Source organism: Pseudomonas sp. SIMBA_067, assembly GCF_046534675.1.
Taxonomy (GTDB): domain Bacteria; phylum Pseudomonadota; class Gammaproteobacteria; order Pseudomonadales; family Pseudomonadaceae; genus Aquipseudomonas; species Aquipseudomonas putida.
The window spans coordinates 41,831-64,844 of sequence record NZ_JAWRYH010000005.1 but is presented as its reverse complement, the minus strand read 5'-3'; the positions used below and the strand labels follow the sequence as shown (position 1 = coordinate 64,844).

The 23,014-nt window shown below is 62.9% G+C and carries 21 protein-coding genes; 20 read left to right on the top strand and 1 reads right to left on the bottom strand.

The genetic code is table 11. The features are described 5' to 3' along the window. From lpxD to ispD, 13 genes are all read left to right on the top strand, one after another. Positions 1 to 1,056 (top strand): UDP-3-O-(3-hydroxymyristoyl)glucosamine N-acyltransferase, encoded by a 1,056-nt coding sequence (lpxD, locus tag SB765_RS12925; RefSeq protein WP_341797766.1) that lies wholly within the window; start codon positions 1 to 3, stop codon positions 1,054 to 1,056. Positions 1,057 to 1,170: 114 nt separating this feature from the next. Then, entirely contained in the window at positions 1,171 to 1,611 is a 441-nt protein-coding gene (fabZ, locus tag SB765_RS12920) for a 3-hydroxyacyl-ACP dehydratase FabZ (RefSeq protein WP_008094893.1), read from the top strand. Further along, positions 1,608 to 2,384: an acyl-ACP--UDP-N-acetylglucosamine O-acyltransferase gene (lpxA, locus tag SB765_RS12915; RefSeq protein ID WP_019473001.1), complete on the top strand. Its 777-nt coding sequence runs from the start codon at positions 1,608 to 1,610 to the stop codon at positions 2,382 to 2,384. The genes fabZ and lpxA overlap by 4 nt, the downstream gene beginning before the upstream one ends. Before the next feature lies 1 nt (position 2,385). Next, complete coding sequence (gene lpxB, locus SB765_RS12910) at positions 2,386 to 3,513, top strand: lipid-A-disaccharide synthase (protein WP_410931437.1); 1,128 nt, start codon at positions 2,386 to 2,388, stop codon at positions 3,511 to 3,513. Position 3,514: 1 nt separating this feature from the next. Continuing rightward, positions 3,515 to 4,138 carry a ribonuclease HII gene (rnhB, locus tag SB765_RS12905; protein WP_341797768.1) on the top strand — a complete coding sequence of 208 codons (624 nt, stop codon included), beginning with the start codon at positions 3,515 to 3,517 and terminating at the stop codon, positions 4,136 to 4,138. 210 nt (positions 4,139 to 4,348) lie between these two features. Next, positions 4,349 to 7,873, top strand: a complete 3,525-nt coding sequence (gene dnaE, locus SB765_RS12900; RefSeq protein WP_410931436.1) for a DNA polymerase III subunit alpha — start codon at positions 4,349 to 4,351, stop codon at positions 7,871 to 7,873. Between the two features lie 107 nt (positions 7,874 to 7,980). Next, the gene (accA, locus tag SB765_RS12895; protein ID WP_016501155.1) at positions 7,981 to 8,928 is read left to right on the top strand and encodes an acetyl-CoA carboxylase carboxyl transferase subunit alpha; all 948 of its coding nucleotides are present in this window, start codon (positions 7,981 to 7,983) and stop codon (positions 8,926 to 8,928) included. A 132-nt stretch (positions 8,929 to 9,060) separates the two neighbouring features. Next, positions 9,061 to 10,344, top strand: coding sequence for a tRNA lysidine(34) synthetase TilS (gene tilS, locus SB765_RS12890; protein WP_410931435.1), 1,284 nt, complete (start codon positions 9,061 to 9,063; stop codon positions 10,342 to 10,344). Between the two features lie 269 nt (positions 10,345 to 10,613). Then, a complete protein-coding gene (locus SB765_RS12885; RefSeq protein ID WP_016501153.1) occupies positions 10,614 to 12,242 on the top strand; it encodes a CTP synthase in 1,629 nt (542 codons plus the stop codon). Between the two features lie 3 nt (positions 12,243 to 12,245). Further along, positions 12,246 to 13,091, top strand: coding sequence for a 3-deoxy-8-phosphooctulonate synthase (kdsA, locus tag SB765_RS12880; RefSeq protein WP_016501152.1), 846 nt, complete (start codon positions 12,246 to 12,248; stop codon positions 13,089 to 13,091). A 154-nt stretch (positions 13,092 to 13,245) separates the two neighbouring features. After that, a complete protein-coding gene (gene eno / locus SB765_RS12875; protein WP_016501151.1) occupies positions 13,246 to 14,535 on the top strand; it encodes a phosphopyruvate hydratase in 1,290 nt (429 codons plus the stop codon). Positions 14,536 to 14,702: 167 nt separating this feature from the next. Further along, positions 14,703 to 14,984: a cell division protein FtsB gene (ftsB, locus tag SB765_RS12870; RefSeq protein ID WP_023381955.1), complete on the top strand. Its 282-nt coding sequence runs from the start codon at positions 14,703 to 14,705 to the stop codon at positions 14,982 to 14,984. Next, the gene (gene ispD, locus SB765_RS12865; RefSeq protein WP_341797771.1) at positions 14,981 to 15,688 is read left to right on the top strand and encodes a 2-C-methyl-D-erythritol 4-phosphate cytidylyltransferase; all 708 of its coding nucleotides are present in this window, start codon (positions 14,981 to 14,983) and stop codon (positions 15,686 to 15,688) included. Before ftsB ends, ispD begins: the two co-directional genes overlap by 4 nt. Positions 15,689 to 15,758: 70 nt before the next feature. Here ispD and SB765_RS12860 read toward each other — a convergent pair whose 3' ends face one another. Beyond that, positions 15,759 to 16,655: a LysR substrate-binding domain-containing protein gene (locus SB765_RS12860; protein ID WP_410931434.1), complete on the bottom strand. Its 897-nt coding sequence runs from the start codon at positions 16,653 to 16,655 to the stop codon at positions 15,759 to 15,761. 107 nt (positions 16,656 to 16,762) lie between these two features. Between SB765_RS12860 and SB765_RS12855 the strand changes: the two genes are divergently transcribed. The 7 genes from SB765_RS12855 (at position 16,763) to SB765_RS12825 (ending at position 22,953) form a co-directional block, all read left to right on the top strand. Further along, complete coding sequence (locus SB765_RS12855) at positions 16,763 to 17,875, top strand: S-(hydroxymethyl)glutathione dehydrogenase/class III alcohol dehydrogenase (protein ID WP_016501148.1); 1,113 nt, start codon at positions 16,763 to 16,765, stop codon at positions 17,873 to 17,875. A 10-nt stretch (positions 17,876 to 17,885) separates the two neighbouring features. Beyond that, positions 17,886 to 18,740 carry an S-formylglutathione hydrolase gene (gene fghA / locus SB765_RS12850; protein ID WP_016501147.1) on the top strand — a complete coding sequence of 285 codons (855 nt, stop codon included), beginning with the start codon at positions 17,886 to 17,888 and terminating at the stop codon, positions 18,738 to 18,740. 176 nt (positions 18,741 to 18,916) lie between these two features. Further along, entirely contained in the window at positions 18,917 to 19,390 is a 474-nt protein-coding gene (ispF, locus tag SB765_RS12845) for a 2-C-methyl-D-erythritol 2,4-cyclodiphosphate synthase (RefSeq protein WP_410931433.1), read from the top strand. After that, a complete protein-coding gene (gene truD / locus SB765_RS12840) occupies positions 19,387 to 20,445 on the top strand; it encodes a tRNA pseudouridine(13) synthase TruD (protein WP_410931432.1) in 1,059 nt (352 codons plus the stop codon). The genes ispF and truD overlap by 4 nt, the downstream gene beginning before the upstream one ends. Further along, positions 20,433 to 21,182 (top strand): 5'/3'-nucleotidase SurE, encoded by a 750-nt coding sequence (gene surE, locus SB765_RS12835; protein ID WP_016501144.1) that lies wholly within the window; start codon positions 20,433 to 20,435, stop codon positions 21,180 to 21,182. The genes truD and surE overlap by 13 nt, the downstream gene beginning before the upstream one ends. 35 nt (positions 21,183 to 21,217) lie before the next feature. After that, a complete protein-coding gene (locus SB765_RS12830; RefSeq protein WP_015269209.1) occupies positions 21,218 to 21,856 on the top strand; it encodes a protein-L-isoaspartate(D-aspartate) O-methyltransferase in 639 nt (212 codons plus the stop codon). A 239-nt stretch (positions 21,857 to 22,095) separates the two neighbouring features. Further along, positions 22,096 to 22,953 carry a peptidoglycan DD-metalloendopeptidase family protein gene (locus SB765_RS12825; protein ID WP_341798857.1) on the top strand — a complete coding sequence of 286 codons (858 nt, stop codon included), beginning with the start codon at positions 22,096 to 22,098 and terminating at the stop codon, positions 22,951 to 22,953. Positions 22,954 to 23,014: the final 61 nt, after the last annotated feature.

Below are 23,014 nucleotides of genomic sequence, written 5' to 3'. Positions count from 1 at the left end.
ATGAGTGTGACCATGACGCTAGGCCAACTGGCCGAGGCCCTCGGTGCCACCCTCAAGGGGCCCGAGGCGTTGCAGATTACCGGGCTGGCCACCTTGCAGGAGGCAGGCCCCGGTCAATTGAGCTTCCTCGCCAACCCGCAGTACCGCAAGTACCTGGATAACTGCCAGGCGGGTGCGGTATTGCTCAAGGCTGCGGATGCCGAAAGTTTCGCTGGCAATGCCCTGATCGTGGCCGACCCGTACCAGGCGTATGCGCGTATTTCCCACCTGTTCGACCCCAAACCCAAGGCTGTGGCGGGAATCCATCCCAGCGCCGTGGTGGCTGGGGACGCGCAGGTGGACGCCAGCGCCAGCATCGGGCCGTTCGCGGTGATCGAAAGCGGTGCGCGCATCGAGGCTGATGTCTGCATCGGCGCCCATTGCTTCATCGGTGCGCGTTGCGTTGTAGGTGAAGGCGGCTGGCTGGCGCCGCGGGTGACGTTGTATCACGACGTCGTGATCGGCAAGCGCGTGGTCATCCAGTCGGGTGCTGTGATCGGCGGCGAAGGCTTCGGCTTTGCCAATGAGAAGGGTATCTGGCGCAAGATCGCCCAGATCGGCGGCGTCACCATTGGTGATGACGTGGAAATCGGCGTCAATACTGCCGTCGACCGTGGTGCGCTGTCCGACACGCGGATCGGCGACGGGGTCAAGCTCGACAACCAGATCCAGATCGCCCACAACGTGCAGATCGGTGACCACACGGCCATGGCCGCTTGTGTGGGCATTTCCGGCAGTACGCGCATCGGCAAGCATTGCATGCTGGCCGGGGGCGTGGGCCTGGTAGGGCACATTGATATTTGCGATAACGTATTTGTTTCAGGGATGACAATGGTAACCCGTTCGATCACTGAACCCGGTTCCTATTCATCCGGCACAGCCATGCAGCCTTTGGCTGACTGGCGCAAGAGCGCTGCGCGGATCCGCCAGCTGGATGACATGGCCAAGCGTCTTCAGCAGCTGGAAAAACGCGTCGATACCGTGACCTCAGGTGGCCTGCCGACATCAGAAGGCTGATACCATTCCCTGAGCAAGAGTGAACAGTCGCTAGCTGGCTCCTCTTTGGATTGCTAAAGGAGCGTGTGGTCAGCACCTGCGCTCCCTATTCTTATTACAGGCTTCCCCCCCGAAATGATGGACATCAACGAGATTCGCGAATACCTGCCTCACCGTTACCCGTTCCTGCTGGTGGACCGGGTGACGGATCTGGACTTCGAGGCCCAGAGCATTCGTGCCTACAAGAATGTCAGCATCAACGAGCCGTTCTTCAACGGCCATTTCCCGGCGCACCCGATCATGCCGGGCGTTTTGATCATTGAAGCCATGGCCCAGGCGGCCGGCATCCTCGGTTTCAAGATGCTCGATGCCAAGCCCGCTGATGGCACCCTGTACTACTTCGTTGGTTCCGACAAGCTGCGTTTCCGTCAGCCGGTACTGCCGGGTGACCAGTTGGTGCTGGAAGCCAAGTTCCTCAGCCGCAAGAGCATGATCTGGAAGTTTGAATGCCGCGCCCTGGTCGACGGCAAACCGGTTTGCTCGGCACAGATCACATGCGCGGAACGCTCCCTATGAATTCGATTGATCCTCGGGCCATTATCGACCCGTCGGCCAAGCTGGCCGATGGTGTCGAGGTCGGCCCTTGGTCGATCGTTGGCCCCGATGTGGAAATCGGGGAGGGTACCGTTATCGGCCCGCATGTTGTGCTCAAAGGGCCGACCCGCATCGGCAAGCACAACCGTATCTTTCAGTTTTCCTCCATTGGCGAAGATACCCCGGACCTCAAGTACAAGGGTGAGCCGACGCGCCTGGTGATCGGCGATCACAATGTGTTCCGCGAAGGGGTGACCATTCACCGCGGCACCGTTCAGGACCGTGCGGAAACCACCGTGGGCGACCACAACCTGATCATGGCCTATGCCCACATCGGCCACGACAGCGTCATTGGCAACCACTGCATCCTGGTCAACAACACGGCCCTGGCCGGCCACGTGCACGTAGGCGACTGGGCGATTCTGTCCGGCTATACCCTGGTGCATCAGTACTGCCATATCGGTGCCCACGCGTTTTCCGGCATGGGCACGGCGATCGGCAAGGACGTCCCGGCCTTCGTCACCGTGTTCGGCAGCCCGGCCGAAGCCCGCAGCATGAACTTCGAGGGCATGCGCCGCCGCGGTTTCAGCGACGAGGTGATCCACGTGCTGCGCCGTTGCTACAAGATTGTCTATCGTCAGGGCCTGACCGTCGAAGACGCGCTCAAGGAACTGGCCGAAATGGCGGCGAAGCACCCTGAGGTCGACCTGTTCCGTCAGTCGATCGTGAATTCCGCCCGCGGCATTACCCGCTGACATGGCCCCGCTTTGCGTAGCCTTGGTCGCAGGTGAGGCCAGCGGCGATATTCTTGGTTCAGGCTTGATGCGTGCCCTCAAGGCACGCCACCCCGATGTACGTTTCATTGGCGTTGGCGGCCCGTTGATGGAAGCCGAAGGCCTGCAATCGTACTTCCCCATGGAGCGCCTGGCGGTCATGGGCCTGGTCGAAGTGCTGGGGCGCCTGCGCGAGCTGCTCAAACGCCGCAAGCTGCTGATCCAGACACTGATCGACGAAAAGCCGGATGTTTTCATCGGCATCGACGCCCCCGACTTCACCCTCAACATTGAACTGAAACTGCGCCAGGTCGGAATCAAGACCGTGCACTACGTCAGCCCGTCGGTCTGGGCCTGGCGGCAGAAGCGCGTACTGAAGATTCGCGAAGGCTGCGACCTGATGCTGACGCTGCTGCCGTTCGAGGCGCGGTTCTATGAAGAGCAGGGAGTGCCGGTGCGCTTTGTCGGTCACCCGCTGGCCGACACCATACCGCTTGAAACCGACCGCCCGGCAGCACGTGCTGCACTGGGCCTGGGCGACGGGCCGGTGGTTGCACTGATGCCTGGCAGCCGGGGTGGCGAGGTAGGGCGCCTGGGGGCGTTGTTCCTCGACGCCGCCGAGCGCCTGCAGCAGCAGGTGCCAGGCGTGCACTTCGTGCTGCCCTGCGCCAACGCCGCGCGGCGTGCCCAGGTCGAACAGATGCTCGAAGGGCGCCAACTGCCACTGACCCTGCTCGATGGCCAGTCGCACCAGGCCCTGGCGGCCTGTGATGCAGTACTGATCGCCTCGGGCACAGCCACCCTCGAAGCGCTGCTGTACAAGCGGCCAATGGTGGTGGCCTACCGCCTTGCGCCCTTGACCTACTGGATCCTCAAGCGCCTGGTGAAGAGCCCTTACGTGTCCCTGCCAAACTTGCTCGCCCAGCGTGAACTGGTGCCCGAACTGTTGCAGGACGCCGCCACCAGCGAAGCCTTGGCCAACACCCTTGCACCGCTGGTGCGCGATGGCAGCCAGCAGACCGAACGTTTCGACGAAATTCACCGCACCCTGCGCCGTGACGCCTCCAACCAGGCGGCCGAGGCGGTACTGGCCTTGCTCAAGGACCGCTGACATGCAAATTGGACTGGACTTCAACCTGGTCGAGGACCTGGTCGCCGGCGTCGACGAAGTGGGCCGCGGGCCGCTGTGCGGCGCGGTGGTGACGGCGGCGGTGATCCTTGATCCGGCGCGCCCGATCCTCGGCCTGAACGATTCGAAGAAACTCACCGAAGCCAAGCGCGAGGCGTTGTTCGACGAGATCTGTGAAAAGGCCTTGAGCTTCTGCATCGCCCGCGCCGAGGTCGAGGAAATCGACCGCCTGAACATCCTGCAGGCCACGATGCTGGCCATGCAGCGTGCGGTGCAGGGCCTGCACATTACGCCGAAGCTGGCCCTGATCGATGGCAACCGCTGCCCGAAGCTGGCCGTGCCGGCGTCGCCGGTGATCAAAGGCGATAGCCAGGTGCCGGCTATTGCAGCTGCCTCGATCCTGGCCAAGGTAACCCGTGACCGTGAGATGAGCGCGTTCGAGCTGATCTACCCAGGGTATGGCATGGGTGGGCACAAAGGTTACCCGACCCCGGTGCACCTTGAGGCGCTCGCGCGCCTGGGCCCTACGCCCATCCATCGGCGTTCCTTTGCCCCAGTGCGTGCGGCCTTGGAAGCACGCGAAGGCGTTACCGATTCCCTTATCTGACCTGCCAGGGCCCTTCGCGGCCCTTTCGCTCTTGTAGGAGCAGCCTTGTGCTGCGAAAGCGCCAGTCAGGTAAATGAAGTTGCTGTGCCTGTACTGGCCCTTTCGCAGCACAAGGCTGCTCCTACAGGGAGGGTGCAAGCAGCCCCAAATCTCTTCCCCATTTAAGCTACAATCCCGCCCTTGTCGTTAAGCACTGCTACAGGATCTTCCATGTCGGTTCCCTTCGTTCACCTGCGCGTCCACTCCGAATTCTCGCTGGTCGACGGCCTGGTGCGGATCAAGCCGCTGGCCAAGGCGCTGGCCGGGATGAACATGCCGGCGGTGGCGATCACCGACCAGAGCAACATGTGCTCGCTGGTGAAGTTCTACAAGGCTGCCATGGGCGCGGGCATCAAGCCGATCTGTGGTGCCGACCTGTGGCTGGCCGGTGCCGATCCGGAGGCACCGCTGTCGCGCATCTGCTTCCTGGCCATGGATGCCAAGGGCTATCGCAACCTCACCGAGCTGATCTCGCGCGGCTGGACCGATGGCCAGCGCAACGGCTTGGTCATCCTCCAGCGTGAATGGATCGCCCCCGCCAGCGAGGGCCTGATTGCCCTGTCAGCGGGCAAGGAAGGCGATATCGGCATGGCCTTGTTGTCCGGCCGGGATGAAGAAGCCCAGGCCCTGCTGCAAGACTGGATGGGCATGTTCCCCGAGCGCTTCTACGTTGAAGTGCAGCGCACCAACCGCGCCCGCGATGAAGAATATGTGCACGCGGCGGTGGCCCTGGCCGACAAGCTTGGCGCCCCGCTGGTGGCCACCAACGACGTGCGTTTCATCAAGCAGGCGGACTTCGACGCCCACGAAACCCGCGTTTGCATTGGCGAGGGCTGGACCCTTGACGACCCGCGCCGCCCGCGTGGCTACAGTGACCAGCAGTACCTGAAATCGTCCGAGGAAATGGCCGAGCTGTTCAGCGACGTGCCCGACGCCATCGCCAACACCGTCGAGATCGCCAAGCGCTGCAACATCCAGGTTCAACTGGGCAAGCACTTCCTGCCCGACTTCCCCACGCCGAACGGTATGGGCATTGACGACTACCTGCGGCTTGTGTCCCACGAAGGCCTGGAAGAGCGCCTGGCGGTGTTGTGGCCGAAAGACACCACACCCAATTACGAAGAGAAGCGCCAGGTCTACCTGGACCGCCTGAAGTTCGAGCTGGATATCATCATCCAGATGGGCTTCCCCGGTTACTTCCTGATCGTGATGGACTTCATCAAGTGGGCCAAGAACAACGGCGTGCCGGTCGGACCTGGCCGTGGTTCGGGCGCAGGCTCGCTGGTGGCCTACGTGCTGAAGATCACCGACCTCGACCCGCTGGCCTACGACTTGCTGTTCGAGCGCTTCCTCAACCCTGAACGGGTTTCCATGCCCGACTTCGACGTCGACTTCTGCATGGATGGCCGGGATCGGGTGATCGAATACGTGGCCGATGCCTACGGGCGCAATGCGGTCAGCCAGATCATCACCTTTGGTACCATGGCCGCCAAGGCGGTAGTGCGAGACGTGGCGCGGGTGCAGGGCAAGTCCTACGGCCTGGCCGACCGCCTGTCGAAGATGATCCCGTTCGAAGTGGGTATGACCCTGGAGAAGGCCTACGAGCAGGAAGAAATCCTGCGCGACTTCCTCAAGGGCGACGAGGATGCCCGCGAAATCTGGGATATGGCGCTGAAGCTGGAAGGCGTCACCCGGGGTACCGGCAAGCACGCCGGTGGTGTGGTTATCGCGCCGACCAAGCTCACCGATTTTTCGCCGATCGCCTGTGACGAAGAGGGCGGCGGCCTGGTAACCCAGTTCGACAAGGACGACGTCGAGGCCGCCGGCCTGGTCAAGTTCGACTTCCTCGGCCTGCGGACCCTGACCATCATCAAGTGGGCGATGGAGATCATCAACCGCGAGCAGGCCAAGAAAAACCTGCCAGATCTCAACATCGACTTCATCCCGCTGGATGACCGCAAGACTTACGAGCTGCTGCAAAAAGCCGAAACCACTGCGGTGTTCCAGCTTGAATCCCGTGGCATGAAGGAGCTGATCAAGAAACTCAAGCCCGACTGCCTCGAAGACCTTATCGCACTGGTGGCGCTGTTCCGCCCGGGCCCGCTGCAGTCGGGCATGGTGGACGACTTCATCAACCGCAAACACGGCCGCGCCGAGCTGGCCTACCCGCACCCCGATTACCAGTATGAAGGCCTGCAACCGGTGCTGGCGCCTACCTACGGCATCATCCTGTACCAGGAACAGGTGATGCAGATCGCCCAGGTGATGGCAGGCTACACCCTCGGTGGTGCAGATATGCTGCGTCGGGCTATGGGTAAGAAAAAACCCGAGGAAATGGCCAAGCAGCGTGGTGGCTTCATCGAAGGTTGCGCCAACAACGGCATCGATGCCGACCTGGCCGGTAACATCTTTGACCTGGTGGAAAAGTTTGCGGGTTATGGCTTCAACAAATCCCACTCCGCCGCCTATGGCCTGGTGTCCTACCAGACCGCCTGGCTGAAAACCCACTTCCCGGCGCCGTTCATGGCTGCCGTGCTGTCCGCGGACATGCACAACACCGACAAGGTGGTGGTGCTGGTCGAGGAGGTGCGCAGCATGAAGCTGCGCCTCGACGCGCCGGATGTGAACTTTTCCGACTTCAAGTTCACCGTCAACAACGATGGCCGTATCGTCTATGGCCTGGGCGCTATCAAGGGTGTCGGCGAAGGCCCGGTGGAAGCGATCGTCGAGGCGCGTGCCCAAGGCGGGCCGTTCAATGACCTGTTCGACTTCTGTGAGCGCATCGACCTCAAGCGGGTCAACAAGCGCACCCTGGATGCGCTGGTGCGCAGTGGCGCACTGGACCGTCTTGGCCCGCACTTCCATGATGAGATCAAGGCCTACCAGGCCAACATCGACATCAACCGTGCAACCTTGCTCTCGGCCCTGGGTGAGGCCATCAAGGCTGCAGAGCAGGCGGCTCACACCGCTGACAGCGGCCATGTCGACCTGTTCGGCAGCATGTTCGACGAGGTGGAAGTCGACGTCTATGCCAACCACCGCAAGGTGCGCGAGCTGACCCTCAAAGAGCGCCTGAAGGGCGAGAAGGACACCCTTGGCCTGTACCTCACCGGCCACCCGATCGATGAGTACGAGGCCGAGATCCGCCGCTTCGCCCGCCAGCGCATCATCGACCTCAAGCCGTCGCGCGAAACCCAGACTGTCGCCGGCATGATCATTGCCCTGCGCGTAATGAAGAACAAGAAGGGCGACAAGATGGGCTTCGTCACCCTGGATGACCGCTCCGGGCGCATCGAGGCTTCGCTGTTCGCCGATTCCTTCATGGCGGCACAGTCCTTGCTGCAGGCCGATGCGATGGTGGTCGTCGAAGGCGAGGTCAGCAACGACGACTTCTCCGGCGGCCTGCGCCTGCGGGTAAAGCAGGTGATGACAATGGAAGACGCGCGCACCAAGCTGGCCGAGAGCCTGCGCCTGAAGGTGGCACACGAGGCGCTCAAGGGCGACCGGCTGAAGTGGCTGGGTGAACTGATCACCCGCCATCGCGGTGCTTGCCCGATCACCCTGGAGTACACCGGCAGCGACGCCAAGGCCATGCTGCAGTTCGGTGAGCAGTGGTCTATCGACCCGGCCGATGGGCTGATTCAGGCGCTGCGTGACCAGTTCGGGCGTGAGAACGTCTTCCTGCAATATCGTTGAATCGACAAAAAATTTAATCTCGACCTGAATGCGCCTGATCCCTTAAGGTAGGGCGCCAAACGGATCAACCGGCCGGCCGCCTGGCCGTAGACCCAAGACGGATGACTATGAACCCGAATTTTCTCGATTTCGAACAGCCGATTGCCGACCTGCAAGCCAAGATCGAAGGCCTGCGCCTGGTAGGTAACGACAACTCGCTGAACATCAGCGATGAAATTGCCCGTCTGCAAGACAAGAGCAACACACTGACCGAAAGCATCTTCGGCAACCTGACCAGCTGGCAGATCGCCCGCCTGGCACGTCACCCGCGTCGTCCTTACACACTGGACTACCTGGAGCACATCTTCACCGAGTTCGAAGAGCTGCACGGTGACCGCCACTTCTCCGACGACGCCGCCATCGTCGGTGGTACCGCGCGCCTGGATGGCAAGCCGGTCATGGTGATCGGCCACCAGAAGGGCCGTGAAGTGCGCGAGAAGGTACGCCGCAACTTCGGTATGCCGCGCCCTGAAGGCTACCGCAAGGCTTGCCGCCTGATGGAAATGGCCGAGCGCTTCAAGATGCCGATCCTGACCTTCATCGACACCCCGGGTGCCTATCCGGGTATCGATGCCGAAGAGCGCAACCAGAGCGAGGCAATCGCCTGGAACCTGCGCGTGATGGCGCGCCTGAAAACCCCGATCATTGCTACCGTGATCGGTGAGGGTGGTTCTGGCGGTGCACTGGCCATCGGCGTGTGCGACCAGCTGAACATGCTGCAATACTCCACCTACTCGGTGATCTCGCCGGAAGGCTGCGCGTCGATCCTGTGGAAGACTGCCGACAAGGCGGCCGACGCCGCTGAGGCCATGGGCATCACTGCCGAACGCCTGAAGAGCCTGAACATCGTCGACAAGGTCATCCAGGAGCCGTTGGGCGGCGCCCATCGTGATCCGGTGAAAGTGTCGGAAAGCATCCGTGCTGACCTGATCGAACAGCTGGACATGCTCGGCAAGTTCGATAACGACGCGCTGCTGGCTCGCCGCTACGAGCGCCTGATGAGCTACGGCCTCTGACATATCACCGGGGCCGCTCTGCGGCCCATTCGCCGGCAAGCCAGGCTCCCACAAGGCTCACTGTGGGAGCCTGGCTTGCCGGCGAAAGAGGTGCAAAGCACCCCCGGCAATCTCAAGCCATGTGAGGCCCTCATGATCAACCTCACCCCCTGGCTGCAAGCCCCCACCTGGTGCATAGCCTTCTCCGGCGGCCTCGACTCCACCGTCCTCCTGCACCTGCTGGCCGACCACGTCCGCAACCACGCATCCCCCCCACTGCGCGCCCTCCATATCCACCACGGCCTGCAAGCCGCTGCCGACGCCTGGCCCGCCCATTGCAAAGCCGTCTGTGACAATCTCGGCATCGAACTCCAGGTCATCCACGTCCAGGTCAGCCCCGGCGCGAGCCTGGAACAGGCTGCCCGCGACGCTCGCTATGCCGCTTTCAAGCAGTCCCTCGGCCCTGGCGACATTCTGTTCACCGGGCAGCACCGCGACGACCAGGCCGAAACCCTGTTGTTCCGCCTGTTGCGCGGCGCCGGGTTGCGTGGCCTGGCGGCGATGCCCGGGCAGCGGGCGCTAGGGCAGGGCACCCTGGTCAGGCCGTTGCTGGGTTGTTCACGCCAGCAACTGCATGACTATGCCAAGGTGAATGGGCTTGCATGGATCGAAGACCCGTCAAACACCGACACACAATTTGCCCGCAACTACCTGCGCGGCGAAGTGTTCCCGCAGTTGCAACAACGTTGGCCACAGGCCAGCCAGAATCTCGCACGCGCCGCAGAGCACCTGGGTGAAGCCCTGGGCCTGCTGGATGAACTGGCCCAGGGCGACCTGGCGCCTGCGCAGGAGGGGTCGTCCGTCGCCTGGTCGGGCCTGGACTCCCTTGACCTGGCCACGCTCACGGCGCTGTCGCCAGCCCGTCAGCGCAATGCCTTGCAATACTGGCTGAGCCGGCGCACCCGTCTGCCCGACACTCGGCATTGGGCCGGCTGGGCAGACCTGCGCGATGCTGCCGCCGATGCCCGGCCGGTCTGGCGGCTTGCCGATGGGCAGCTGCTGCGCAGCGATGGGCGCATCTGGTGGCTGAGCGGCGACTGGCTGCAACAGCCTGTCGGAGAAATGGCCTGGCCGAATTCAACGTTGCCCTTGGTACTGCCAGGTAACGGCAGGGTGCGTCTTGATGTCGCCGTGCCAATGGCTGGTCTGCGCATTGCCTACCGCCAGGGCGGCGAAATGCTGGAGGTTCCCGGCCGCGGCCGGCGCGATCTCAAGCGTCTGCTCAATGAGCAGCGGGTACCGTATTTCCTGCGTCCGCGCCTGCCGTTGCTGTACCAGGGGGAGCGCCTGCTGGCGGTGGCCAGCCTGCCCGGGCTGGTGCAGGCGGATTGCCAGCTGCATTGGCAGTTGCCGACGAGCGCGCAAGGTTTGAGATGAAGGGTACATTCCGGTAGACTACCCTCCCTTCTTGATACAACTTCTGTGGCTTCCGCGAAAACACAGGGGTTGCCGGTTACCAAGCAGTTTTTTGCTGGGCTGATTCTGAAAATGACGAGCGAGCTCCATGCCGGGGATACCCCTGGTCTGTACAGACGCGACAGTTTTTCGAGATGCACTGTGACTGACGCAGGTGATCGGGGGCTTCGGCCTTCCTTCGCTTTCTCCGGCGGCGCTGGCCGCCTTAACGCAGACTTCTAGGGTTTTTCATGACGCGCTACATATTCGTCACGGGCGGTGTTGTTTCTTCATTGGGGAAAGGCATTGCCTCGGCTTCCCTGGCGGCCATCCTGGAAGCGCGGGGCCTGAAGGTCACCATGCTCAAGCTGGATCCGTACATCAACGTCGATCCGGGCACCATGAGCCCGTTCCAGCACGGTGAAGTGTTCGTCACCCACGATGGCGCCGAGACTGACCTCGATCTGGGCCACTACGAGCGGTTCATCCGCACCACCATGACCCAGAACAACAACTTCACCACGGGTCGAATTTACGAGCATGTGCTGCGTAAAGAGCGTCGTGGTGACTACCTGGGCGCGACCATCCAGGTCATCCCGCACATCACCGACGAGATCAAGCGTCGCATCATCAAGGGCGCCGGCGATGCCGACGTGGCCCTGGTGGAAATCGGCGGTACCGTGGGTGACATCGAGTCGCAGCCGTTCCTCGAGGCCATTCGCCAGCTGCGCGTCGAGGTGGGCTCCAAGCGCGCCATGCTGATGCACCTGACCCTGGTCCCGTACATCGCCACCGCTGGCGAAACCAAGACAAAGCCGACCCAGCACTCGGTCAAGGAGCTGCGCTCCATCGGCCTGCAGCCTGACGTGCTGATCTGCCGCTCCGACCACCCGGTCGATGCTTCGTCGCGTCGCAAGATTGCGCTGTTCACCAACGTTGAAGAGCGTGCGGTGATTTCGCTGGAAGACGTCGACACCATCTACAAGATTCCGGGCGTGCTGCATGCACAGGGCCTGGACGACTTCGTCGTCGAGCGTTTCGGCCTGCAGTGCAATGGCGCCGACCTGTCCGAGTGGGACAAAGTGGTCGATGCCAAGCTCAACCCTGAGCACGAAGTGACCATCGCCATGGTCGGCAAGTACATGGAGCTGCTGGATGCGTACAAGTCGCTGATCGAAGCGATGAGCCACGCCGGCATCACCAACCGCACCAAGGTCAACCTGCGCTACATCGACTCGGAAGACATCGAGAACCAGGGCACCAGCCTGCTCGAAGGCGCCGACGCCATTCTGGTGCCGGGCGGTTTCGGCCTGCGCGGCGTGGAAGGCAAGATCACCGCGGTGCAATACGCCCGTGAGAACAAGGTACCGTACCTGGGCATCTGCCTGGGCATGCAGGTGGCCGTGATCGAGTTCGCCCGTAACGTGATGGGCTGGAAAGACGCCAATTCCACCGAGTTCGACCGCAACAGCGGCCACCCGGTCGTCGGCCTGATCACCGAGTGGGCTGATGCCACCGGTGCCGTCGAGACCCGTACCGAGGCTTCCGACCTTGGCGGCACCATGCGCCTGGGCGCACAGGACTGCCAGCTGGCTGCCGGTTCCAAGGTGCACGACTGCTACAACAAGGACGTGATCACCGAGCGTCACCGTCACCGCTACGAAGTGAACAACAACCTGCTGCCGCAACTGGTCGATGCCGGCCTGGTGGTTTCAGGCCGTTCCGAAGACGGCGCGCTGGTGGAAGTGGTCGAGTCCAAGGACCACCCATGGTTCGTTGCCTGCCAGTTCCACCCGGAATTCACCTCCACCCCGCGTGACGGCCACCCGCTGTTCAGTGGTTTCGTCAAGGCAGCCCTGGCTCAGAAGAACAAGGCCTGATCAATGACCCAGAAGATCATTCGCGTCGGTAACATCGAGATCGCCAACGACAAGCCGTTCGTCCTGTTCGGCGGGATGAACGTCCTGGAGTCCCGTGACCTGGCAATGAAGGTCTGCGAAGAGTACGTGCGGGTGACCGAGAAGCTCGGTATCCCGTACGTGTTCAAGGCCAGCTTCGACAAGGCCAACCGTTCGTCGGTGACGTCCTACCGTGGTCCGGGCATGGAAGAAGGGCTGAAGATCTTCGAAGAGATCAAGCGCACCTTCAACGTGCCGGTGATCACCGACGTGCACGAGCCTTACCAGGCCGAGCCCGTCGCCAAGGTGTGCGACATCATCCAGCTGCCGGCCTTCCTGTCGCGGCAGACCGACCTGGTGGTGGCCATGGCCAAGACCGGCGCGGTGATCAACATCAAGAAGGCCCAGTTCCTCGCACCCCAGGAAATGAAACACATCCTGGCCAAGTGCGCTGAGGCCGGTAACGACCAGTTGATCCTCTGCGAGCGTGGTTCGAGCTTCGGCTACAACAACCTTGTAGTGGACATGCTCGGCTTCGGCATCATGAAGCAGTTCGAGTACCCGGTGTTCTTCGACGTGACCCACGCCCTGCAGATGCCGGGTGGTCGCAGCGATTCCGCCGGTGGACGCCGCGCCCAGGTCACCGACCTGGCCAAGGCCGGCATGAGCCAGGGCCTGGCCGGCCTGTTCCTCGAAGCCCACCCCGACCCGGACAACGCCAAGTGCGATGGCCCATGCGCCCTGCGCCTGGACAAACTGGAGCCATTCCTGGCCCAGCTCAAGCAACTGGACGACCTGGTGAAAAGTTTTCCGACGGTAGAAACCGCGTAAAGCTCATTTCTCGGGTAAAGTACCGCCCGATCCACCCCTGACCAATCGGTCAGGGGCTCCCTTCACCCGGCCTGCCCACTGCAAAGTCCGCCTGGTGAACGGCAAGAATTTCTTAAGCTAGGTTGTTTTCGTCAATTCTGGAGTGCTTACAACAATGGCAAAAATCGTCGACATCAAAGGTCGTGAAGTTCTCGATTCGCGTGGCAACCCCACCGTGGAAGCCGATGTACTGCTCGACAACGGCATCATCGGCAGCGCTTGCGCGCCGTCCGGTGCTTCCACCGGCTCGCGCGAAGCGCTGGAGCTGCGTGATGGCGACAAGAGCCGTTACCTGGGCAAGGGCGTGCTGAAAGCCGTCGGCAACATCAACGGCCCGATCCGTGAGCTGCTGCTGGGCAAGGACCCTTCCGACCAGAAGGCCCTGGACCGCGCCATGATCGAACTGGACGGTACCGAGAACAAGGCCAAGCTGGGCGCCAACGCCATCCTGGCTGTTTCCTTGGCTGCCGCCAAGGCCGCTGCCCAGGACCAGGACCTGCCGCTGTACGCGCACATCGCCAACCTGAACGGTACCCCGGGCCAGTACTCGATGCCGGTACCGATGATGAACATCATCAACGGTGGCGAGCACGCCGACAACAACGTCGACATCCAGGAGTTCATGGTTCAGCCGGTTGGCGCCAAGACCTTCTCCGACGGCCTGCGCATGGGCACCGAAATCTTCCACCACCTCAAAGCCGTGCTGAAGGCCCGTGGCCTGAACACCGCCGTGGGTGACGAAGGTGGCTTCGCGCCTAACCTGGCTTCCAACGAAGACGCCCTGGCTGCCATCGCCGAAGCGGTCGAAAAAGCCGGCTACAAGCTGGGCACCGACGTGACCCTGGCACTGGACTGCGCGGCTTCCGAATTCTACGAAGACGGCAAGTACAACCTGTCCGGCGAAGGCAAATCGTTCGACGCCGAAGGCTTCGCCGAGTACCTGAAAGGCCTGACCGAGCGCTTCCCGATCATCTCGATCGAAGACGGCCTGGACGAGTCCGACTGGGCTGGCTGGAAGATCCTCACCGACAAGATCGGCGAGAAGGTACAGCTGGTTGGCGACGACCTGTTCGTGACCAACACCAAGATCCTCAAGGAAGGCATCGAGAAGGGCATCGGTAACTCGATCCTGATCAAGTTCAACCAGATCGGCTCGCTGACCGAAACCCTGGAAGCCATCCAGATGGCCAAGGCTGCCGGCTACACCGCGGTGATTTCGCACCGTTCCGGTGAAACCGAAGACTCGACCATTGCCGACCTGGCCGTGGGTACTGCTGCCGGCCAGATCAAGACCGGTTCGCTGTGCCGTTCCGACCGCGTTTCCAAGTACAACCAACTGCTGCGCATCGAAGAGCAACTGGGTGCCAAAGCGGTTTACCGTGGTCGTGCCGAGTTTCGCGGCTAAGCAAGAGATGGTAAAAAGACAGCAGCCGGAGCTGTAGGACGTTCGTGCTGAACGTCACTGCGTTCCAACGGGTTTCTGTCTACGAAGCCTGGCCTCGGCCAGGCTTCGTGCTATTTGAGACCCCGAAATGCATAGTGTGCGGCGGTCTTTTTAACCTGGATACCTAGATGCGCAGTCCTTATTGGTTGTTCCTCGTCCTGCTCCTGCTGCTGGGTGGCCTGCAGTACCGCCTGTGGGTGGGTAATGGCAGCCTGGCGCAAGTGGCCGAGCTGAAGCAGCAGATTGCCGAGCAGCATGCCGAGAACGAGCGCCTGCTCGAGCGTAATCGTGTGCTCGATGCCGAAGTGCTGGAGCTGAAAAAAGGCATGGAGACCGTTGAAGAGCGGGCTCGCCACGAATTGGGAATGGTCAAAGAGGGCGAAACCCTCTTCCAGTTGCCACAGAAATGATCGATACCTTGCCGGCCTTCTGGGCCGTGATTCCTGCTGCGGGCGTTGGTGCCCGCATGGCTGCCGACCGCCCCAAGCAATACCTGGAGCTGGCCGGGCAGACCCTTCTCGAGCACAGCCTCGACTGTTTTCTTGGCCATCCGGGGCTTAACGGCGTGGTGGTCAGCATTGCTGAAGATGACCCGTTCTGGCCCACCCTGCGTTGCGCCAGCGACTCGCGCATCCAGCGCGCAGCGGGCGGGCGTGAGCGCGCCGACTCGGTGCTTAATGCGTTGCTGTTGCTGCATGCCCAAGGGGCCTCGGACAGCGACTGGGTGCTGGTGCACGATGCCGCGCGGCCGAACCTTGCGCGCAGCGACCTGGACAAGTTGTTGTCGGAGCTGGCAAACGACCCGGTGGGTGGCCTGCTGGCCGTGCCGGCGCGCGACACCCTGAAGCGTGCCGACAGCGATGGCCGGGTCAGCGCTACCGTGGACCGCAGTACTATCTGGCAGGCGTATACGCCGCAGATGTTCCGCCTGGGGGCGTTGCATCGGGCGCTGGCCGAGTGCCTGGTATCGGATGTGGTGGTGACCGATGAGGCCTCTGCCATCGAATGGTCCGGCCAGGCGCCGCGGCTGGTGGAAGGGCGCAGTGACAACATCAAGGTCACCCGCCCCGAAGACCTGGAATGGTTGCGCCAGCGCTGGGCGGGCAGGCGCTGAACGTCGCTCTTCTGTACCGGCCTCTTCGCGGGTGAACCCGCGAATAGACCGGTACAGCAAATGTATCCCTTCAGCCAAGCTTATATTCCGGCAACCCCGCCAACCCTTCCTTCAGGTAATCCACCAGCCGCCGCACCTTCGGCGACAGGTGCCGCTGCTGCGGATACAGCGCCCACACTGCCGTATTTGGCGGCTGGTGCGCCTCCAGCAAGGACACCAGCGCACCACTGTTCAGGTGCTCCAGCACGTAGTAATCCGGCAACTGGCACAACCCTATCCCCTGCAGCGCCGCGTCCAGCACTGCCTGGCCACTGTTGCAGCGCCAGTTGCCCTGTATCCGCTGGCTGAGCTCGCGGCCGTCCTGTTGCAATGCCCACAAGTCCGAACTGCCCACCAGGCAATTGTGCCGCGCCAGTTCCGACAGGCTGTGCGGCCGGCCATAACGTTCCAGGTAGGCCGGCGAGGCGCACAGGTACATGCGCCGCGGCGCCAGGCGCGTGGCCACCAGCCGGGAATCGGCCAGGCGGCCCAGGCGGATGGCCAGGTCCATGCCCTCATGCAGCAAGTCGAGGGTGTGGTTGCTCAGTTCCACATCCACCCGCAACTGTGGGTATAGCGCCATGAACCGTGTTACCAGCGGCACGATGAAGCGCTCGCCGTAGGCGACCGCGCAGGTCATGCGCAGCAACCCTTTGGGTTCGCTGGCCAGGTCACCCATCGCGCGCAGGGCTTCCTCGCGGCCATCCTGGAGGCGCTGGCAATGCTGCAGAAAAGTCTGCCCGGCTTCGCTCAGGGTGACCCGGCGGGTGCTGCGGTACAGCAGGCGCGTCTGCAGGCGCTCCTCCAGCCGCGCGATCTGGCGGCTGATGTGCGACGACGAAACCCCTAGGCGTTCGGCTGCTGCCGTGAACTGGCCCGATTCGGCCACGGCGACGAATTCGTCGATGCCTTCCCAGCGGCTGGTCATGGATTGTCCCTGTGTGGCAATAATGTTTTGTCTTTGGCCGGATTATTCATCAAAAGGCGGTGAATTACACTGTGAGTCTGAATCGACCCTCTGTCTGGAGACCTTTGATGATCAAGTCCCGTGCTGCCGTAGCCTTCGAAGCCAAGAAACCCCTGGAAATCGTCGAAGTCGACGTGGCCATGCCCAAGGCCGGTGAAGTGCTGCTGCGTGTGGTCGCCAGTGGTGTCTGTCACACCGATGCCTACACCCTGTCCGGTGCCGACCCGGAAGGCATCTTCCCGTCGATCCTCGGCCATGAAGGCGGCGCGATCGTCGAAGCGGTAGGCGAGGGCGTGACCTCGGTGGCCGTGGGCGACCATGTGATCCCGCTGTACACCCCGGAATGCGGCAAGTGCAAGTTCTGCCTCTCGGGCAAGACCAACCTGTGCCAGGCCATCCGCGCTACCCAGGGCAAGGGCCTGATGCCGGACGGCACCACGCGCTTCTCGTACAAGGGCCAGCAGCTGTTCCACTACATGGGCACCTCGACCTTCTCCGAGTACACCGTGCTGCCGGAAATCTCCGTGGCCAAGATCCAGAAAGAAGCACCCCTGGAAAAGGTCTGCCTGCTGGGCTGTGGCGTCACCACCGGTATCGGCGCGGTGCTCAACACCGCCAAGGTCAAACCCGGTGATACCGTGGCCATCTTCGGCCTGGGCGGCATCGGCCTGTCGGCAGTGATCGGTGCGGTCAAGGCCAAGGCCTCGCGCATCATTGCCGTCGACATCAACCCGGCCAAGTTCGAGATCGCCCGCCAACTGGGTGCCACGGACTGCATCAACCCGAAAGAATATGACCGCCCGATCCAGGAAGTGATCGTCGACCTCACCGACGGCGGCGTGGACTTCTCCTTCGAGTGCATTGGTAACGTGCAACTGATGCGCGCTGCCCTGGAATGCTGCCACAAGGGCTGGGGCGAGTCGGTCATCATCGGCGTAGCCGGTGCCGGGCAGGAAATCGCCACCCGTCCGTTCCAGCTGGTCACCGGGCGCGTCTGGCGTGGTTCGGCGTTTGGCGGCGTGCGTGGCCGCAGCGAGCTGCCAAGCTACGTGGAAATGTCTGAAAAAGGCGAGATTCCGCTGGATACCTTCATCACCCATACCATGGGCCTGGAGGACATCAACAAAGCCTTTGACCTGATGCATGAAGGCAAGAGCATCCGCAGCGTGATCCACTTCTGAGAGGTGTGCCATGAGCCTGGATAACATCTCCTGCCAGAAGAGCTTCGGCGGCTGGCACAAGCGTTACCGGCATCACTCCAAGGTGCTGGGCTGCGACATGGTGTTTGCCGTGTACCTGCCACCGCAGGCCGAGCAGGGCGAGAAGCTGCCGGTGCTGTACTGGCTTAGCGGCCTCACCTGCACCGACGAGAACTTCATGCAGAAGGCCGGCGCCCAGCGCATGGCTGCGGAGCTTGGGCTGATCATCGTGGCCCCCGACACCAGCCCGCGTGGCGAGCAGGTGCCGGGCGACCCGGACGGCGCCTGGGACTTCGGCCTGGGGGCCGGCTTCTACCTCAACGCCACCCAGCAACCCTGGGCCCAGCACTACCGCATGCACGACTATGTGGTGGAGGAGTTGCCGGCGCTGATCGAGGCGCACTTCCCGGCGTCGGGCGAGCGCAGCATCAGCGGCCACTCCATGGGTGGGCACGGCGCGCTGGTGTGCGCCTTGCGCAACCCGGGGCGCTACCGCTCGGTGTCGGCGTTCTCGCCGATCAGCAACCCGATGGATTGCCCGTGGGGCGAGAAGGCCTTCAGCCGCTACCTGGGTGAAGACCGGGCGCGCTGGCGCGAGTGGGATGCCAGCGTGCTGCTGGCCGAAACCCCTGCTGGCCAATGCCCGCCGTTGCTGGTCGATCAGGGCGACCGTGACGACTTCCTCGAAAAGCAGCTCAAGCCTGAAGCGCTGGAGCAGGCGGCACGCAAAGGGGGGCATGAAATGACCCTGCGTTTGCAGCCGGGCTACGACCATAGCTACTACTTCATTGCCAGCTTCATCGAGGATCACCTGCGCCATCATGCGGTGGCATTGGGGCGGGTGTAAGGCGTAGCTGGGGTGTTTGCCTCATCGCCGGCAAGCCAGCTCCCACAGGTACTGTGCATGGCTCGAGGGCCATGTGGTCCAGGTGGGAGCTGGCTTGCCGGCGATGGGCTGCGAAGCAGCCCCAATGCTTCAAAAGCAGGTAGAATCACGCCCTGACTCATTCAGGGCGTTTTTCTATGCGTATTGGCCATGGCTACGATGTGCACCGTTTCTGCGACGGTGATTTCATTACCCTGGGCGGGGTGCGTATCCCCTACAAGTACGGCCTGCTGGCCCATTCCGACGGCGACGTGCTGCTGCATGCCCTGAGCGATGCCTTGCTGGGCGCCGCGGCGCTGGGCGACATCGGCAAGCACTTCCCCGACACCGACCCACAATTCAAGGGTGCCGACAGCCGCGTGCTGCTGCGCCATGTAGTCGGCATCGTCAAGGCCAAGGGCTGGCAGGTCGGCAATGTCGACGCCACCATCGTCGCCCAAGCGCCGAAGATGGCCCCGCACATCGAGACCATGCGCCAGCTGATCGCCGAAGACCTGCAGGTCGAACTCGACCAGGTCAACGTCAAGGCCACCACCACTGAAAAGCTGGGCTTCACCGGCCGTGAGGAGGGGATTGCCGTGCATTCGGTCGCCCTGCTGCTGCCTGCATGACCGAACCGGAACTGCTGGGCCCGCGCGCATCGGGCGAACCCTTGGGCACTGCCGTCCTCAAGGCGGTGGCTGAAGACTTCCAGGTCGATGAAGTGCTGGACATTCCGCTGTCCGGCCAAGGCGAGCACCTGTGGCTGTGGGTCGAAAAGCGTGACCTGAACACCGAAGAGGCTGCCCGCCGCCTGGCGCGCGCCGCAGGCGTGCCGGTGCGTTCGATCAGCTACGCCGGGCTCAAGGACCGTCAGGCCCTGACCCGCCAGTGGTTCAGCCTGCACCTGCCGGGCAAGGCCGACCCGGACCTGTCGCGCGCTGAAGATGTCAGCCTGCGCGTGCTCAAGCAGGTGCGCCACCAGCGCAAGCTGCAGCGTGGCGCGCATTCGGCCAACGGCTTCACCCTGCGCCTGACGGCCCTGGCTGCCGACCACCAGGCTGTGGATGCACGCCTGGCAAAGCTCAAGCAGCACGGCGTGCCCAACTATTTCGGTACCCAGCGCTTCGGTCATGGCGGGGGCAACGTCCATGACGCCCTCGACTGGGCCGCGCGCAAAGCATTACCCGAGCAGCGCAACCTGCGTTCGCGGCTGCTTTCGGCCGGGCGCAGCTACCTGTTCAACCAGGTGCTGGCGGCACGTGTCGCCGAAGGTAGCTGGGCGCGGGCCCAGGTCGGCGACCTGCTGGCGTTCACCGACAGCCGTAGCTTCTTCCCGGCTGGCGAGGCGGAATGCGCCGATCCACGCCTGGCGATTCTCGACCTGCACCCGACCGGCCCGATGTGGGGCGAGGGCGACTCGCCTGCAGGCGCCACCACCGCGCAGCTGGAAAATGCCGTCGGCGCACGGCAGCCGGCACTTTGCCAGTGGTTGGCCCAGGCGGGCATGGATCACGAACGGCGTATTTTGCGGCTCCCTATTGGCGGCCTGACATGGCATTATCCCGAGCCTGATATCCTGCAACTGGAATTCGTCCTGCCGGCCGGATGCTTCGCCACCGTAGTGGTGCGCGAAGTCTTGGATCTGGTGTCGGCAGGGCAGACGGACAGCCCATGCGTATTCTGATTTCGAACGACGACGGTGTTACCGCACCCGGCCTCGCCGCGCTGCACGCTGCGCTGGCGGATTACGCCGAGTGCGCGGTGATCGCCCCGGATCAAGACAAGAGCGGCGCCAGCAGTTCACTGACGCTGGACCGGCCACTGCACCCGCAGACCCTGGCCAACGGCTTCATCAGCCTCAACGGCACACCGACCGACTGTGTGCACCTGGGGCTCAATGGGCTGTTGCCGCAGGTGCCGGACATGGTCGTGTCGGGGATCAACCTCGGCGCCAACCTGGGTGATGACGTGTTGTACTCCGGTACGGTCGCCGCTGCGTTGGAGGGCCGTTTCCTGGGCACCACATCGCTGGCGTTTTCGCTGTTGTCGCGTCAGCCGGACAACCTGCCGACGGCGGCCTACATCGCCCGTCGCCTGGTCGAGGCACAGTCGCGTCTGGTGCTGCCGCCACGCACCGTCCTCAACGTCAATATCCCCAACCTGCCGCTGGAGCACATCCGTGGCATCCAGCTCACCCGCCTCGGTCATCGGGCGCGGGCGGCGGCACCGACCAAGGTGGTCAACCCGCGCGGCAAGGAAGGCTACTGGATCGCCGTGGCCGGTGATGCCGAAGATGGCGGCCCTGGCACCGACTTCCATGCGGTGATGCAAGGCTTCGTCTCGATCACGCCGCTGCAGCTCGACCGTACCTTCAATGATGCCTTCGAGCAGCTCGACGGTTGGCTGGAGGGCGTGCTCTGATGCGCGAGGACGATATGCTGCGGCGTGGCATCGGCATGACCTCCCAGCGTACCCGGGAGCGTCTGATCCAGCGCCTGTGCGAAGAGGGTGTGTCGAACACCAAGGTGCTCGACGTGATCCGGCGTACCCCGCGTCATCTGTTCGTCGACGAGGCACTCGCGCATCGTGCATACGAAGACACCGCGTTGCCGATCGGCCACAACCAGACCATCTCCCAGCCCTTCATGGTTGCCCACATGAGCGAGCTTCTGCTCGAAGCCGGTCCGTTGGACAAGGTGCTGGAGATTGGCACTGGCTCGGGTTACCAGACGGCGATCCTTGCCCAACTGGTGGAGCGGGTATTCTCGGTTGAGCGTATCAAGGTGCTGCAGGACCGGGCCAAAGAGCGCCTGGTGGAGCTGAACCTGCGCAATGTGGTATTCCGCTGGGGCGATGGTTGCGAAGGCTGGCCGGCGCTGGCGCCGTACAACGGCATCATCGTCACGGCAGTGGCGCCGGAAGTGCCGCAGGCACTGCTTGACCAACTGGCACCTGGTGGCCGCATGGTTATCCCGGTGGGGCCGGCCGGCGAAACCCAGCAACTGATGCTGATCGTGCGCGAGGAGCATGGCTTCTCCCGCCGAGTGCTGGGGGCAGTGCGCTTCGTACCGCTGCTCAATGGCCCGCTGGCCTGAGCACTGCGTCGAGCCGGGCGCTGGCGGTGTAAGCTGCGCGGTATTTTTGCGCCGGCGGCGAATTCTTGCAGCTTCGCCCTGTCTATCTGGCGGAGCGAAGCGCTAGTACGCAGCGCGCACCATGGCTTTGCAACAGCCTTTTGCATCAGCCTGCCATTACCGGCCGGCTTGGTTATAATTGCAACAATATTGCATTTCTTGTCTTCATATCGTATTTCGGCACCATGAGGGGAGCGCGGGTGGGTCACACAGTCATTCGGCAGCGCAAGGATGGGTCGGGTTTCAAGCTTCTGGTGATTGCACTGGCCATGGGCACGCTACTGGTGGGTTGTTCGAGCACCAGTAACACCAGCGCGCGGGTGGTCGACCGCAACAACAGCGTGCCCAAGCGCCCGGCGGTTACGTCCGGGCAGTACGTCGTCAAGCCGGGTGACACGCTGTTCTCCATCGCCTTCCGCTACGGCTGGGACTACAAGGAGCTGGCTGCGCGCAACGGCATCCCGGCGCCTTATACCATCCGGCCGGGCCAGGCGATTCGTTTCAGCAGTGGTTCGAGCAGCAGTACCACGGTCGTGACCAACCCGTCCTCGTCGAGCCGCACCACGGTCACGCGGCGGCCTGTGGGCAGCACTGCCACGGTGCCTGCCAGCACCGGCAAACCGGCCACGCCGGCACCTTCCGCCAGCTCGCCGGTGGTTGCCACCGTGCCCGCTGCGGAGCGCGCAGTAGGCGGCTGGACCTGGCCTGCCAACGGCGTGCTGATTGGAAAATTTGCTTCAAACGGTAGTTTGAATAAAGGCATTGATATCGCCGGTGATTTGGGACAGCCTGTTTTTGCTGCGTCTGATGGTGCGGTGGTTTACGCCGGGAGTGGTTTGAGGGGCTACGGCGAGCTGATCATCATCAAACACAGCGATACCTACGTCAGTGCCTACGGTCATAACCGCAGGCTGTTGGTTCGGGAGGGGCAGCAGGTCAAGGCAGGGCAGTCGATTGCTGAAATGGGGTCCACGGGCACAGATCGGGTGAAGCTGCATTTTGAGATTCGCCGCCAGGGCAAACCCGTCGATCCACTCCAGTTCCTGCCACGCCGTTGATTGTTGTACCCGGCCTGTTCCTGTGATGTAGAGGGGACAGGCTCCAGCGCTGCCAGGGATC

Coding starts and splice junctions, on each gene's coding strand:
- lpxD (WP_341797766.1), top strand. CDS start 1: ATGAGTGTGACCATGACGCTAGGCCAACTGGCCGAGGCCCTCGGTGCC.
- fabZ (WP_008094893.1), top strand. CDS start 1,171: ATGATGGACATCAACGAGATTCGCGAATACCTGCCTCACCGTTACCCG.
- lpxA (WP_019473001.1), top strand. CDS start 1,608: ATGAATTCGATTGATCCTCGGGCCATTATCGACCCGTCGGCCAAGCTG.
- lpxB (WP_410931437.1), top strand. CDS start 2,386: ATGGCCCCGCTTTGCGTAGCCTTGGTCGCAGGTGAGGCCAGCGGCGAT.
- rnhB (WP_341797768.1), top strand. CDS start 3,515: ATGCAAATTGGACTGGACTTCAACCTGGTCGAGGACCTGGTCGCCGGC.
- dnaE (WP_410931436.1), top strand. CDS start 4,349: ATGTCGGTTCCCTTCGTTCACCTGCGCGTCCACTCCGAATTCTCGCTG.
- accA (WP_016501155.1), top strand. CDS start 7,981: ATGAACCCGAATTTTCTCGATTTCGAACAGCCGATTGCCGACCTGCAA.
- tilS (WP_410931435.1), top strand. CDS start 9,061: ATGATCAACCTCACCCCCTGGCTGCAAGCCCCCACCTGGTGCATAGCC.
- SB765_RS12885 (WP_016501153.1), top strand. CDS start 10,614: ATGACGCGCTACATATTCGTCACGGGCGGTGTTGTTTCTTCATTGGGG.
- kdsA (WP_016501152.1), top strand. CDS start 12,246: ATGACCCAGAAGATCATTCGCGTCGGTAACATCGAGATCGCCAACGAC.
- eno (WP_016501151.1), top strand. CDS start 13,246: ATGGCAAAAATCGTCGACATCAAAGGTCGTGAAGTTCTCGATTCGCGT.
- ftsB (WP_023381955.1), top strand. CDS start 14,703: ATGCGCAGTCCTTATTGGTTGTTCCTCGTCCTGCTCCTGCTGCTGGGT.
- ispD (WP_341797771.1), top strand. CDS start 14,981: ATGATCGATACCTTGCCGGCCTTCTGGGCCGTGATTCCTGCTGCGGGC.
- SB765_RS12860 (WP_410931434.1), bottom strand. CDS start 16,655: ATGACCAGCCGCTGGGAAGGCATCGACGAATTCGTCGCCGTGGCCGAA.
- SB765_RS12855 (WP_016501148.1), top strand. CDS start 16,763: ATGATCAAGTCCCGTGCTGCCGTAGCCTTCGAAGCCAAGAAACCCCTG.
- fghA (WP_016501147.1), top strand. CDS start 17,886: ATGAGCCTGGATAACATCTCCTGCCAGAAGAGCTTCGGCGGCTGGCAC.
- ispF (WP_410931433.1), top strand. CDS start 18,917: ATGCGTATTGGCCATGGCTACGATGTGCACCGTTTCTGCGACGGTGAT.
- truD (WP_410931432.1), top strand. CDS start 19,387: ATGACCGAACCGGAACTGCTGGGCCCGCGCGCATCGGGCGAACCCTTG.
- surE (WP_016501144.1), top strand. CDS start 20,433: ATGCGTATTCTGATTTCGAACGACGACGGTGTTACCGCACCCGGCCTC.
- SB765_RS12830 (WP_015269209.1), top strand. CDS start 21,218: ATGACCTCCCAGCGTACCCGGGAGCGTCTGATCCAGCGCCTGTGCGAA.